We start from the raw sequence: 13,007 nt of genomic DNA, 5'->3' as shown, positions 1-13,007 counted from the left end.
CGGAGCCCCACGGCCACGGCGAGGGCTTGACAACCCGGTGCCACCCGGCACCGCACTACAGTGGGTCGGAACACCCGGAACCCGGAGCCGGGGTCCCGGACCGGGGCCCGAAGCCCGGAACAGCACGGTGCGCGAGGTGGACAACGGTGTGTGGACAGCGGTGTACGGACCAGACACCCCGATCAGCAGGGAGCCCATGACGTGCGGCCGGTAGGCAGCAAGTACCTGCTCGAGGAGCCGCTCGGACGCGGCGCCACGGGCACGGTGTGGCGTGCGAGCCAGCGCGAGACCGCGGGCTCCGAGGCGGCCGTCGCCGGCCGGCCGGGCGAGACCGTCGCGATCAAGGTCCTCAAGGAGGAGCTCGCGAGCGACCCGGACATCGTGATGCGCTTCCTGCGGGAGCGCTCCGTCCTGCTCCGGCTGACCCACCCGAACATCGTCCGGGTGCGGGACCTGGTCGTCGAGGGCGATCTGCTCGCCCTCGTCATGGACCTCGTCGACGGCCCCGACCTCCACCGCTACCTGCGGGAGAACGGTCCCCTCACCCCCGTCGCCGCCGCCCTGCTGACCGCCCAGGTCGCCGACGCGCTCGCCGCCAGCCACGCCGACGGCGTGGTCCACCGCGACCTCAAGCCCGCCAACGTCCTGCTGAAGCAGACCGGCGGCGAGATGCACCCGATGCTCACCGACTTCGGCATCGCCCGCCTCGCCGACTCCCCGGGCCTGACCCGCACCCAGGAGTTCGTCGGCACGCCCGCGTACATCGCGCCGGAGTCCGCCGAGGGCCGCCCGCAGACCTCCGCCGTGGACATCTACGGCGCCGGGATCATGCTCTACGAGCTGGTCACCGGCCGCCCCCCGTTCGGCGGCGGCAGCGCCCTCGAAGTGCTGCACCAGCACCTGAGCGCCGAGCCGCGCCGCCCCTCCACCGTGCCGGACCCGCTGTGGACGGTGATCGAGCGCTGCCTGCGCAAGAACCCGGACCAGCGCCCCAGCGCCGAGAACCTGGCGCACGCCCTGCGGGTCGTCGCCGACGGCGTCGGCGTGCACGCGAACTCCGCGGCGATCGCCGCCGCCGAGGGCGTCGGCGCCCTCCTCGGCCCCGACCTCGCCCCGGCGCCCGTACCCGGCACGCCCGGCGCCGCCGACCCCCCCCAGGTTCTGCCGCACACGCCGGGCGCCCAGGACCCGGGCGGCTTCCACCGCGATCCCACCCTCCCGAACGGCTACGACCCCAACGGCGCCACCAGCGTCCTCCCGCACACCTCCGGCGCCGGGGCCGCCGACCCCACCGCCGTCCTGCCGCAGACCGGCGCCGCCGACCCGACCGCCGTCCTGCCCCCGGTGCCGCCGGGCGGACCCGGACAGCAGGGCGACGCGGGCGGACCCGAGCAGCCGCATCCCTGGCAGACCCAGCTCCGCGCGGCCCGCGACCGCAACGACCAGACCCAGGTCCAGTACCTCGACCCGAACGAGGACCCGCTGCGCCGCCGCCCGCAGCGCCAGGTCGCCCGCCCCCAGCAGCAGCCGCGCCGGCAGCCGCCCCCGCAGGACGGCTACGGCTACCCGCAACAGCAGCAACCGCAGCAGCCGCCCGGACAGCAGCGGTACGCCCCCCAGCGGGCGCCCCAGCGCCGCCGCGAGACCCCGCAGCCGCAGCAGTACGCCCCCGCGCCCCAGCACCAGCCCCAGCGCTACGCCCCGGAGCCGCAGCGCCCCGCGCCCCGCCCCGAGCGCGAGCCGAGGGCACCGCGGCAGCGCGGCGCCAACCCGATGAAGATCCCGGGCCTCGGCTGCCTCAAGGGATGCCTGTTCACGCTCGTCATCCTGGTCGTCGCGAGCTGGCTCGTCTGGGAGCTGAGCCCGCTCCAGGACTGGATCGGCGACGGCAAGGGCTACTGGCACCAGCTGCGCGACTGGGCCTCGTCCACCGCGGACTGGGTGAAGGACCTGGGTTCGAACTAGCTCCTCGCACTGCACACCGGACGGCACCCGGGGCACAGCCCGGGTGCCGTCCGGCGCTCCGACCTTGGGGATTTGTCGACACCCACCGGGTGATTTCCGTCGCCCGGGTGAAGGCCGGCTCCCGCGACGCGTAGTTTTGGCGACAACACGCGGACCGTTGGAGCGAGCGGAGCAGCCTTGGCACGGAAGATCGGCAGTCGGTACACCGCGCACCAGGTCCTGGGACGGGGCAGCGCCGGCACGGTGTGGCTGGGCGAGGGCCCCGAGGGGCCCGTGGCCGTCAAGCTGCTGCGCGAGGACCTCGCGTCCGACCAGGAACTGGTGGGCCGGTTCGTCCAGGAGCGCACGGCGCTGCTCGGCCTGGACCACCCCCACATCGTCTCGGTGCGCGACCTCGTGGTCGACGGCAACGACCTGGCCCTCGTCATGGACCTCGTACGCGGCACGGACCTGCGCACCCGCCTGGACCGGGAACGCAGGCTGGCCCCCGAGGCGGCGGTGGCGATCACCGCCGATGTCGCCGACGCGCTGGCCGCCGCCCACGCGGCCGGGGTCGTGCACCGCGACGTCAAGCCGGAGAACGTCCTGCTCGACATGCAGGGCCCCCTCGGACCCGGCGGCGCGCACCCCGCGCTGCTGACCGACTTCGGTGTGGCCAAACTCATCGACACCCCGCGCCGGACCCGCGCCACGAAGATCATCGGCACGCCGGACTATCTCGCCCCCGAGATCGTCGAGGGGCTGCCGCCGCGCGCGGCCGTCGACATCTACGCGCTGGCCACGGTCCTGTACGAGCTGCTCGCCGGGTTCACACCGTTCGGCGGTGGGCATCCGGGCGCCGTGCTGCGGCGGCACGTCACGGAGACGGTGGCACCGCTGCCCGGCATCCCCGACGAGCTGTGGCAGCTCCTCGTGCAGTGCCTGGCCAAGGCGCCGGCCTCCCGGCTGCGCGCCTCCGAGCTGGCGGCGCGGCTGCGGGAGCAGCTGCCGTCGCTGGCGGGGATGGGGCCGCTGGACGTCGACGAGCCGGGGGCGGAGCCGGAGGAGGACGACGACGAGGCTGGGGCCGCCCCGGGCGAGTGTGCCGACGGGGAGCGGACGGACGCGCCGTCGGGCGAGCGGCGGGTGCGGCGGGGGGCCGTGCCGCTGGTGCCCGGCGCGAAGCCGGACTCCAACCGGGACACGCACACGTCGATGCGGGTGCCGGGGCCGGAGGAGCTGGCGGGAGGTGCGCGGGGGACGGCGCGGGTGCCCCGGGCGGCGGGGGCGCCGCGGCCGGGGTCCGCGCGGAACCGTGCGGTTGCCCGCCGGCGGCGGTTGACGCTGGGGGCGGTGGCGCTGGTACTGGTCGCCGCGGCGGGCTTCGGGGCATGGGCGGCCATGTCGGACGACGACACCGACATCCACCCACAGGACTCCAACAACTCCGCACCGGCGGTTCCGTAGGCGTTCTCTCGCCCCCGCCGCCCCTACCCTTCCCATCCCTTCAAGGGGCTCCGCCCCTTGGACCCCGCACGGGGCTTCGCCCCGTTTCGCGCAGTTCCCCGCGCCCCTCAAGGGGCGCGGGGAACTGCGCGACAAGCCACGACGTACTCGCAGCCGCCCTCCCACCGATCCCCCCGAGTTCTCCCGCGCCCTTCCCCCTCCAGCGGAACCGTTACGCTGGGGAGCGTGGCAGTCGTCGACGTATCCGAAGAGCTCAAGTCCCTCTCCTCGACCATGGAGTCGATCGAGGCCGTCCTGGACCTCGACAAGCTGAGGGCAGACATCGCCGTGCTCGAGGAGCAGGCGGCCGCGCCGTCCCTCTGGGACAACCCGGACGAGGCGCAGAAGATCACCAGCAAGCTGTCCCACCTCCAGGCCGAGGTCCGCAAGGCCGAGGCCCTGCGCGGCCGGATCGACGACCTCGGCGTCCTCTTCGAGATGGCCGACGAGGAGGACGACCCGGACACCCGCGCCGAGGCCGAGTCCGAGCTCACGGCCGTGAAGAAGGCGCTGGACGAGATGGAGGTCCGCACCCTCCTCTCCGGCGAGTACGACTCCCGCGAGGCCCTCGTCAACATCCGCGCCGAGGCCGGCGGCGTCGACGCCGCCGACTTCGCCGAGAAGCTCCAGCGCATGTACCTGCGCTGGGCCGAGCAGCGCGGCTACAAGACCGAGGTCTACGAGACGTCGTACGCGGAAGAGGCCGGCATCAAGTCGACCACCTTCGCCGTCCAGGCCCCGTACGCCTACGGCACCCTCTCCGTCGAACAGGGCACCCACCGCCTCGTGCGCATCTCGCCCTACGACAACCAGGGCCGGCGCCAGACCAGCTTCGCGGGCGTGGAGATCCTCCCCGTCGTCGAGCAGACCGACCACGTCGAGATCGACGAGTCCGAGCTGCGGGTCGACGTCTACCGGTCCTCCGGGCCCGGCGGCCAGGGCGTCAACACGACCGACTCCGCGGTGCGCCTGACCCACATCCCCACCGGGATCGTCGTCTCCTGCCAGAACGAGCGGTCACAGATCCAGAACAAGGCCACCGCGATGAACGTCCTCCAGGCCAAGCTCCTCGAGCGGCGCCGCCAGGAGGAGCAGGCCAAGATGGACGCGCTCAAGGGCGACGGCGGCAACTCCTGGGGCAACCAGATGCGGTCGTACGTCCTGCACCCGTACCAGATGGTCAAGGACCTGCGCACCGAGTTCGAGGTCGGCAACCCCGAGTCCGTCTTCAACGGCGAGATCGACGGCTTCCTGGAGGCCGGGATTCGCTGGCGCAAGCAGCAGGAGAAGTAACGGAACGGGTTTCCGTCGCGGCCCGGCCGCCCCGGAAACACCGTTTTGTCGACAAGGCAACTGCCGCCCCAGTGGCGTCAGTTGCCTTTTCTCTGTGATCTTTCCCTACTCTCTCCGCACTCTCTCGTGACGAAAGCGGCGGTATGGGACATCGCGTGCGCAACGGCCTTGACGTTGCTTAAAAAAATCGGAAAGGTGTCGGGTGGCATGCGCATTATCGGGGCGCATGTGAACCGGGGGAGTTCCACGTTCATGACCTGCCTCCGTTGATCACGGCCCCGTGGCGCTGTTCCACTGACGATCGGCTACTGGGGGTAGCAGTCATATGACGAAGAAGACACGGGTCCGCGTGGCGCGCATCGCCGCGGGTGCCGTGATTGCCGCGGGTGCGTCGCTGACGGCCGCGGGTGCGGCGTCCGCGCTCGAACTCACCGCGAGCGCGGACAGCAACGGGATCCAGGCCCAGGTGAAGACGGGCGGTGAGGACGAGGGCGCTTCCCTCGGCCTGACCGAGGGCACGACCGCCGGCACGGAGGGCACCTCGACCGGTACGTCCACCGGCACTTCGGAGGGTTCCTCCGAGGGGACGTCCGAGGGCACCTCCGTCGGTGCCTCGGAGGGCACCTCCGAGGGCACCTCGACCGGTACGTCCGAGGGCACGTCCACCGGCACTTCGGAGGGCACGTCCACCGGCACTTCGGAGGGCACCTCGACCGGTACGTCCGAGGGCACGTCCACGGGCTCCTCCGAGGGCACCTCGACCGGCTCCTCCGAGGGCAACGGCAACGGTGGCAACGGCAACGGTGGCTCCGGCAACAACGGTGGCAACGGCAACGGTGGCTCCGGCAACAACGGTGGCAACGGCAACGGTGGCTCCGGCAACGCCGGTGGTTCCGGCAACGGCGGCTCCGGCAACGCCGGTGGCTCCGGCAACGGCGGTACCGAGGTGGACGGCGGCGGCAACAACCCCGTCGAGCAGAGCAAGGGTTCCTCCGCTCTGACCGACACCGGCACCGAGGCGTCGGACACCACCGCCCAGGGCGGCGACGACGGCGAGCTGGCCGAGACCGGTGCCGGCCAGACCGCGTTCCTGCTGGTCGGCGCGGCCACGATGATCGCCGGCGGCATCGGCTTCCGGTTCCTGCCCCGCCTGGTCAACGGCCGGGGCGGCGCCGCGGCCTGACCGCCATAGGCGCGACAGGCACGACAGGCGCAGCGTGACGTAACGCAGAAAGGCCCGGAGCAGCCGGCTCCGGGCCTTTCGCGTGTTCTGAAACGGACGGGACGACTACACCGTCTGGTGCGCCACCAGCGCCAGCGCCGCGATCAGTACGACGAGCAGGGCGATCAGCGTCATCGGGTTCAGGTGGGCGAACGGGCTCTGCTGCTGGAGCCGCTCCCTGCTGGCCCGGCAGACGGGGCAGCGACCCTCGCTCACGGGCGCAGCGCAGTTCGCGCACACCAATCGGTCGTACGTCATGCGCCTCGGCCTCCTCGCACCGCCTTCACCCCGTACAACGTGCCGGACGCCCATTACGTTCCCGTACGGTTCCGTCCCCGTTCCCGTTCCGCGTCCGCCACCACTTCCCACTGTGCCAGGTTCCGCGACTCCGCGCGGCGGCGCGGGGAAGCCGAGCGGTCCCGCGGCCCCGCGGGCCCCGACAAAACGCACAACATTCGCGCATGCCCACCGACGACTGCACGCACACATCCGGTTCGCGTATGGTCACGCTCACCAACCCCGGCGACTTGTGGTGCATCCCGTGATCCGATTCGACAACGTCTCCAAGGTCTACCCCAAGCAGACCCGCCCCGCGCTCAGGGATGTCTCCCTGGAGGTGGAGAAGGGCGAGTTCGTGTTCCTCGTGGGATCGTCCGGCTCCGGAAAGTCCACGTTCCTGCGTCTGATCCTGCGCGAGGAGCGGTGCAGCCACGGCCAGGTGCACGTCCTGGGCAAGGACCTCGCCCGCGTCTCCAACTGGAAGGTGCCGGGCATCCGGCGCCAGTTGGGCACGGTGTTCCAGGACTTCCGGCTGCTGCCCAACAAGACCGTCGCCGAGAACGTCGCCTTCGCACAGGAGGTGATCGGCAAGTCGAAGGGCGAGATCCGCAAGTCCGTGCCGCAGGTGCTCGACCTCGTCGGGCTCGGCGGCAAGGAGGACCGCAGACCGGGCGAGCTGTCCGGTGGTGAGCAGCAGCGCGTCGCCATCGCACGCGCCTTCGTCAACCGGCCCAAGCTGCTGATCTGCGACGAGCCCACGGGCAACCTCGACCCGCAGACCTCCGTCGGCATCATGAAGCTGCTCGACCGCATCAACCGGACGGGCACCACCGTGCTGATGGCGACCCACGACCAGAACATCGTGGACCAGATGCGCAAGCGCGTCATCGAGCTGGAGAAGGGCCGCCTCGTCCGTGACCAGGTGCGCGGCGTCTACGGCTACCAGCACTGACGACGAGGAACGAAAGGCTTAACCAGACGCCATGCGCGCCCAGTTCGTGCTCTCGGAGATCGGCGTCGGTCTCCGCCGCAACCTGACGATGACCTTCGCGGTCATCGTCTCGGTCGCCCTGTCCCTGGCCCTGTTCGGCGCGTCCCTCGTGCTGAGCGACCAGGTGTCCCAGATGAAGGGCTACTGGTACGACAAGGTCAACGTCTCGATCTTCCTCTGCAACAAGAGCGACGCCGACTCCGACCCCAACTGCGCCAAGGGCGCGGTGACGTCGGAGCAGAAGGAACAGATCAAGACCGACCTGAGCAAGATGTCGGTGGTCGAGAAGGTCACCTACGAGTCGCAGGACGAGGCGTACAAGCACTACAAGGAGCAGTTCAAGGACTCCCCGCTGATCAGCTCCCTCACGCCGGACCAGATGCAGGAGTCGTACCGCATCAAGCTGAAGGACCCGCAGAAGTACCAGGTGATCGCGACCGCCTTCGACGGGCGGGACGGCGTGCAGTCGGTGCAGGACCAGAAGGACACCCTGGACAACCTGTTCCAGCTGCTGAACCTGATGAACCGGGCGGCGCTCGGCGTGATGGCGCTCATGCTGGTCGTCGCGCTGCTGCTGATCGTCAACACCGTGCGTGTCTCGGCGTTCAGCCGCCGCCGCGAGACCGGCATCATGCGGCTGGTGGGCGCCTCCGGCTTCTACATCCAGGCCCCGTTCATCATGGAGGCGGCCGTCGCCGGCCTGATCGGCGGAGGCGTGGCGTGCGTCTTCCTGGTCCTCGGCCGCTACTTCACCGTCGACCACGGCATGGCCCTGTCCGGCAAGCTGACGCTCATCAACTTCGTCGGCTGGGACTCGGTCCTGACGAAGCTGCCGCTCATCCTCGCGGCGAGCATCCTGATGCCGTCCCTGGCCGCGTTCTTCGCGTTGCGCAAGTATCTGAAGGTGTGACACACGCCAACGGGGCGGGCGGGTCAACCGCCCGTTTCGTAGGCACCCTTCCCCTAGACTCACCGCCATGCCCGGCCGAGATCCGCTCTTCTCACCGCCCCGCCGCCGCACCGGCCGCGGGGCCGCGCTGACGCTGGTCTTCGCGAGCGTGGTGGTGGCCGGCGCGGTGACCGGCTCATTCAACGAGAGCGCGGCGGTCGCGAGCCGGGCCGCCGCCCGCCAGGCCCCCGTTGACGACTCCACCGGCTCGGCCGCCGCCACCCGGGAGCGGGAGGTCGCCCGGGCCGCCGCCCGCGCGATGGCCGACGGCACGTCCCCCATGGAGGCCGCCGAGCGGGCCGTCAGCCGCAGCGGCGACCGCTGGGGTGCCGTCTACTCCCAGGACGAGTACGAGGAGTTCCAGGAGGCCCTGGACGGTGAGTACACCGGCGTCGGGCTCTCCGCCGGGCGCGGGAGCGACGGCCGGATCGAGGTGACCCGGGTCCGCCCCGGCTCGCCCGCGGCCGCCGCCGGGATCCGCGCCGGGGACCGGCTGCGCAGCGTCGACGGCGAGAAGGCCGACGACCGCCCGGTCACCGAGGTCGTCGCCCTGCTGCGCGGGGACGCCGAGGACGGCGACGGCGCGGACGCCGGCGCCGGCACCCGCGTCTCCGTCGGCCTCCAGCGCGGCACGCGCGCGTGGACGACGACGCTGCGCCGGGCCCGGCTGTCCACCGAGGACGTCACCACTCGCCGCGTCGCCGGCCGGACCACCGTCATCAGGGTGACCGCCTTCACCAAGGACTCCGGCGACCTGGTCCGCGCCGCCGTCGAGGAGGCGCCCGAGGGCGACGGGATCGTCCTGGACCTGCGCGGCAACTCCGGCGGCCTGGTCACCGAGGCCGTCTCCGCCGCCTCCGCGTTCCTCGACGGCGGCCTCGTCGCCACGTACGACGTCGAGGGCGAGCAGCGGGCGCTGCACGCCGCGCGCGGCGGCGACACCGACAGACCCGTGGTCGTGCTCGTCGACGGCGGCACGATGAGCGCGGCCGAACTCCTCACCGGCGCCCTCCAGGACCGCGGCCGCGCGATCGTCGTCGGCACCCGCACCTTCGGCAAGGGCTCGGTGCAGATGCCGAGCCGGCTGCCCGACGGCTCCGTCGCCGAGCTCACCGTCGGCCACTACCGCACACCGTCCGGCCGCGGCGTCGACGGCCACGGCATCACTCCGGACCTGGAGACGGACGGGGACGCCGCCCTGACCCGCGCGGAGCACGTCCTGTCCGGCCTGGGCAGCTCGTGACCCGACCGACCCCTGCGGAAACTCGGTAAACGGCTTTCCCCCCACCCCCTCCGAGGTGCGAAAATGGCCAGCACTATGGCCAAGGGAATGTACGTACCGAAAGAGGCCCAGCCGAAGCAGGGCAAGCAGGCCGCGAAGGCGCGGGACGGCGAGAAGGGCGGCAAGCGGCGGATCGTCGCGCAGAACAAGAAGGCGCGCCACGACTACGCGATCATCGACGTCTTCGAGGCCGGCCTCGTGCTGAGCGGCACGGAGGTGAAGTCGCTGCGCCAGGGACGGGCCTCGCTGACCGACGGCTTCGTGCAGATCGACGGGGACGAGGCGTGGCTGCACAACGCGCACATCCCCGAGTACAGCCAGGGCACGTGGACCAACCACTCCGTGCGCCGCAAGCGCAAGCTGCTGCTGCACCGGGAGGAGATCGACCGGCTGGAGGCGAAGTCCCAGGAGACGGGGCACACGATCGTGCCGCTGGCGCTCTACTTCAAGGACGGCCGGGCGAAGGCGGAGATCGCCCTCGCGCGCGGCAAGAAGGAGTACGACAAGCGGCAGACCCTGCGCGAGCGCCAGGACCGCCGCGAGTCCGACCGCGCGATCGCGGCGGCGAAGCGCCGCCAGCGGGCACCGCAGGTCTGAGCGGCGGCCCGGGCGCTCCTGGGGCACCCGGAATAAGCTGGCACCGACCCGCGTTGGTCACGTACGATGGGACCGTACCGCGCAGCCGGTGCACGCGATTGAAAAATCAACATGGGGATGATCGGTTTCGACAGCGGCTGTCGAAGCAGGGGAAGCGTGTCGAGGAAGCGGCCATGATCTCGTAAACCACAGGCCGAAAAAAATAATCGCCAATACCAAGCGCGATTCCTCCCAGCAGGCCTTCGCCCTCGCTGCCTGATCTCAGGTAGCGATCGCGAGCCTCCTACACAGGGAGTGTCAGCCCGGGGCTGTTCCCGACCCGGATCCTGGCATCAGCTAGGGGACTAAACCTTGATCCCGGTCACGGGGTGAAGAGGGAAACCAAACAGTGACTGGGCCCGTCGGAGACTTGTTCGCGTGATCTCCGGGGCCGAGAAAATCGCAGCGAACTGCACACGGAGAAGCCCTGATTCCGCACCGTTGGACGCGGGTTCGATTCCCGCCATCTCCACCACCGAAGCCCGGGGGCACGTCCCCCCGGCTCCCGGTACCCCATGTGGGCAAAGGCCCCGCCGCGCGAAGCGGCGGGGCCTTTGTCATGCGTAGAGAACGGTCAGGTGCGAGGGCCGTCGTGGACGTTGTGCTGGCTCAGTTCCACTGCGAACCGGGCGGCCGTCACGAAATCCGCGTCGTCGTGCAGGACGACCATTCCGTGGTGGGCGGCCGTCGCGCAGATCTGAAGATCAATGGCGGACAGCGCCCTGTGTGCGCCCTGCTCCGCCGCCCGCTGTTGGAAGGCGCCGATCCAGTGGCTCGCGTTCTTGGGTACGGAAACCTCGTCGTAGAGATCGGCGAACATGTCGCAGAACGTCTGGTACTCCTTGGAATCGCGCGAAGACCGGAGGAATTCGGCGCGCTGCGGATAGCACGAGACCACCTCTCCGTCCATGATCGTCGGATGCCACGCCTCATGGAGATCCCGAGCCCTGAGCAGGCGCCACAGCGCCGACGAGTCGAGCAGGTAGCGCATCACAGCCGTGCCGACTCCTTGTCCGCACGATGCGCCTGCTCGGCTCCTTCGATGTCCCAGGCTTGGGCCAACTCGAAGTACCTGTCATGGGCGGCAGCGCGCGCCAGCCGCTTGTTGTAGGCCTCCAGCGCCGCCGACACGGCGGCCGTCTTGGTCCGGTGGCCGCCCAGCCGTTTGGCTGTTTCCAAGGCTTCGTCATCAATGTCGATGTGGGTGAGCGACATCGAGCCCTCCGCAATGTACATACCAGTTCGCTTTCGAGGAAATTATTGTACATCAGTACAGAGCTCGAACCAGACGGTCTTGCCGATGCCGCAGAGGCGGGGTTCCGCGCCCCAGTCGTCGGCGAGGGCGGCGACGAGGGGGAGTCCGCGGCCGGACTCGTCGTCCGGGGCGGGCTCCCGGAGGACCGGCAGTGTGTCGCTCGCGTCGGTCACGGAGAGGCGCAGCCGGTCGTCGGTCTCCACGCACCGGGCCCGGATCTCCCGGCCGGCCGGGACCTTGGCGTGCCGGTAGGCGTTGGTCATCAGCTCGCTGAGCAGGAGTACGGCGGTCTCGGCGATGGCGTCCGGGATTTTCCAGAGCCTGGCCTGCTCGCGGAACAGTGTTCGGGCGCGGCCGACGCTGCGGGGGTGGCGGGGGAGCCGCCATTCGATGTCGTGGGGGAGTGCGGTGCTGCTGGGGGATGGGGGCGGGGTCGACATAGGGGAGGGGTTCCTTGCGTGTGATTTCCCGTCGTTCGGTGAGATCAGGGTGGCGGCCTGTGTTTACGCTCACGAGTAGCGATCCGGGTACGCAGCGTGGCTGTACCCGGGGTGACGTGAGGGGACGGGTGGTGCGGGTGGCGACGGGGGAGTCCCAGCAGGCGCAGCAGAACTGGCGTTACTGCGGCGGACAGATCAAGCTGTGGCGCGAGAGCGCGGGCGTGACGCGGCAGGGCTTGGCGGACGAGGCGGGCTACGACTACGAGTACGTCAAGTCCATGGAGTGCGGCCGGCGCCGGCCGACGTTGCGGTTGCTGCAGATCGCGGACCAGATGTGTCGGGCGGGCGGCAAGCTGACGGCCGCGCACGAGTTCATGAAGCCGGAACGGTTTCGCTCCTACGCGGAGGATTACGTTCGGTACGAGGCAGACGCCATCTCCGCCGGTTGCTACCAGCCGCTGCACATCCCTGGGCTTCTGCAGACAGAAGAGACGATGCGGGCGCTTCTCAACGCATACTTGCCTCCGCTCGACGACGAGACCATCGACGAACGGGTCGCTGGGCGCCTGGGGCGGCAAGCGTTGATGGACAAGCGCACCAGGGCGTTCAGTTTCGTCATCGGTGAAGCCGCGCTGAGGAATCCTGTCGGGGGTGGCGACGTACACAAGCGGCAACTGCTCTGGCTGCTGGAGCTCGGCGGAGCACGCAACGTGACGATCCAGGTGTTGCTGTTCGTCGGAGCGGGCCCCGGCGTGGATGGCCCGTTCGTGCTGTTGGAGACCGTTGAGCACGAGTTGCTGGTCTATGAAGAGGGGCATGAGACGGGGAGGCTCTACGCGGACGCCGATAAGGTCAGTGCCATCGTGCAGAGGCATGCCATGATCCTTCGGCAGGCTCTCAGTCCCGACGAGTCAGCGCGGTTCATTACGGAGTTGGTGGAGGAGCTGTGAGCACCGAGTTGACCTGGTTCAAGTCCAGCTACAGCAACAGCGGCGGCGGCGAATGCCTCGAAGTCGCCTACCCCTGGCGCAAGTCGAGCCACAGCAGTACAGGCGGCGGTGAGTGCCTCGAAGTCACCGCCTGCCCCCACACCGTCCACGTCCGTGACTCCAAACTCGGAGCCCACAGCCCCCGCTTCGGCGTGCCCGCGAGCGCCTGGACCGCGTTCCTCGGGTACGTCTCCCACGACGCGGCCTGAGCCGAGCCCCGG

14 protein-coding genes and 1 other RNA gene are annotated in these 13,007 nt (G+C 70.4%); 11 read left to right on the top strand and 4 right to left on the bottom strand.

The features are described from left to right. The first annotated feature begins 201 nt into the window (after positions 1-201). The 4 genes from OIE12_RS12735 (at position 202) to OIE12_RS12720 (ending at position 5,926) form a co-directional block, all read left to right on the top strand. Positions 202-1,965 (top strand): serine/threonine-protein kinase, encoded by a 1,764-nt coding sequence (locus OIE12_RS12735; RefSeq protein ID WP_329134808.1) that lies wholly within the window; start codon positions 202-204, stop codon positions 1,963-1,965. A 177-nt stretch (positions 1,966-2,142) separates the two neighbouring features. Then, positions 2,143-3,411: a serine/threonine-protein kinase gene (locus OIE12_RS12730; protein ID WP_329134806.1), complete on the top strand. Its 1,269-nt coding sequence runs from the start codon at positions 2,143-2,145 to the stop codon at positions 3,409-3,411. Between the two features lie 225 nt (positions 3,412-3,636). Further along, complete coding sequence (gene prfB / locus OIE12_RS12725) at positions 3,637-4,743, top strand: peptide chain release factor 2 (protein WP_329134804.1); 1,107 nt, start codon at positions 3,637-3,639, stop codon at positions 4,741-4,743. Between the two features lie 325 nt (positions 4,744-5,068). Continuing rightward, positions 5,069-5,926 carry a hypothetical protein gene (locus OIE12_RS12720; RefSeq protein ID WP_329134801.1) on the top strand — a complete coding sequence of 286 codons (858 nt, stop codon included), beginning with the start codon at positions 5,069-5,071 and terminating at the stop codon, positions 5,924-5,926. 105 nt (positions 5,927-6,031) lie between these two features. Here OIE12_RS12720 and OIE12_RS12715 read toward each other — a convergent pair whose 3' ends face one another. Next, positions 6,032-6,223 (bottom strand): hypothetical protein, encoded by a 192-nt coding sequence (locus OIE12_RS12715; RefSeq protein ID WP_329134799.1) that lies wholly within the window; start codon positions 6,221-6,223, stop codon positions 6,032-6,034. A gap of 283 nt (positions 6,224-6,506) precedes the next feature. Here OIE12_RS12715 and ftsE point away from each other — a divergent pair, with 283 nt between their 5' ends. From ftsE to ssrA, 5 genes are all read left to right on the top strand, one after another. Then, the gene (gene ftsE, locus OIE12_RS12710) at positions 6,507-7,196 is read left to right on the top strand and encodes a cell division ATP-binding protein FtsE (RefSeq protein ID WP_030380509.1); all 690 of its coding nucleotides are present in this window, start codon (positions 6,507-6,509) and stop codon (positions 7,194-7,196) included. Between the two features lie 31 nt (positions 7,197-7,227). Then, the gene (ftsX, locus tag OIE12_RS12705; RefSeq protein ID WP_329134797.1) at positions 7,228-8,145 is read left to right on the top strand and encodes a permease-like cell division protein FtsX; all 918 of its coding nucleotides are present in this window, start codon (positions 7,228-7,230) and stop codon (positions 8,143-8,145) included. A gap of 67 nt (positions 8,146-8,212) precedes the next feature. Then, a complete protein-coding gene (locus tag OIE12_RS12700; protein ID WP_329134795.1) occupies positions 8,213-9,427 on the top strand; it encodes a S41 family peptidase in 1,215 nt (404 codons plus the stop codon). A gap of 87 nt (positions 9,428-9,514) precedes the next feature. Further along, a complete protein-coding gene (smpB, locus tag OIE12_RS12695) occupies positions 9,515-10,063 on the top strand; it encodes an SsrA-binding protein SmpB (protein ID WP_329141904.1) in 549 nt (182 codons plus the stop codon). 113 nt (positions 10,064-10,176) lie between these two features. Then, positions 10,177-10,577, top strand: a transfer-messenger RNA (tmRNA) gene (ssrA, locus tag OIE12_RS12690). A 99-nt stretch (positions 10,578-10,676) separates the two neighbouring features. On the opposite strand, the gene OIE12_RS12685 is transcribed toward ssrA, so the two are convergent. From OIE12_RS12685 to OIE12_RS12675, 3 genes are read right to left on the bottom strand one after another with little or no spacing between them, the layout of a single operon-like run. Next, the gene (locus OIE12_RS12685; RefSeq protein WP_329134793.1) at positions 10,677-11,093 is read right to left on the bottom strand and encodes a PIN domain-containing protein; all 417 of its coding nucleotides are present in this window, start codon (positions 11,091-11,093) and stop codon (positions 10,677-10,679) included. After that, positions 11,093-11,317, bottom strand: a complete 225-nt coding sequence (locus tag OIE12_RS12680; protein ID WP_329134790.1) for a type II toxin-antitoxin system VapB family antitoxin — start codon at positions 11,315-11,317, stop codon at positions 11,093-11,095. The genes OIE12_RS12685 and OIE12_RS12680 overlap by 1 nt, the downstream gene beginning before the upstream one ends. A 42-nt stretch (positions 11,318-11,359) precedes the next feature. After that, positions 11,360-11,797, bottom strand: coding sequence for an ATP-binding protein (locus OIE12_RS12675; protein WP_329134788.1), 438 nt, complete (start codon positions 11,795-11,797; stop codon positions 11,360-11,362). 137 nt (positions 11,798-11,934) lie between these two features. Here OIE12_RS12675 and OIE12_RS12670 point away from each other — a divergent pair, with 137 nt between their 5' ends. Together OIE12_RS12670 and OIE12_RS12665 are read left to right on the top strand one after the other, a co-directional pair. Continuing rightward, the gene (locus tag OIE12_RS12670; RefSeq protein WP_443054038.1) at positions 11,935-12,747 is read left to right on the top strand and encodes a helix-turn-helix domain-containing protein; all 813 of its coding nucleotides are present in this window, start codon (positions 11,935-11,937) and stop codon (positions 12,745-12,747) included. Continuing rightward, positions 12,744-12,995: a DUF397 domain-containing protein gene (locus OIE12_RS12665; RefSeq protein WP_329134785.1), complete on the top strand. Its 252-nt coding sequence runs from the start codon at positions 12,744-12,746 to the stop codon at positions 12,993-12,995. Before OIE12_RS12670 ends, OIE12_RS12665 begins: the two co-directional genes overlap by 4 nt. Positions 12,996-13,007: the final 12 nt, after the last annotated feature.

Source organism: Streptomyces sp. NBC_00670 (assembly GCF_036226765.1).
In the GTDB taxonomy this organism is placed as follows: Bacteria; Actinomycetota; Actinomycetes; order Streptomycetales; family Streptomycetaceae; genus Streptomyces.
This window is presented reverse-complemented; position numbering and strand designations above follow the sequence as displayed.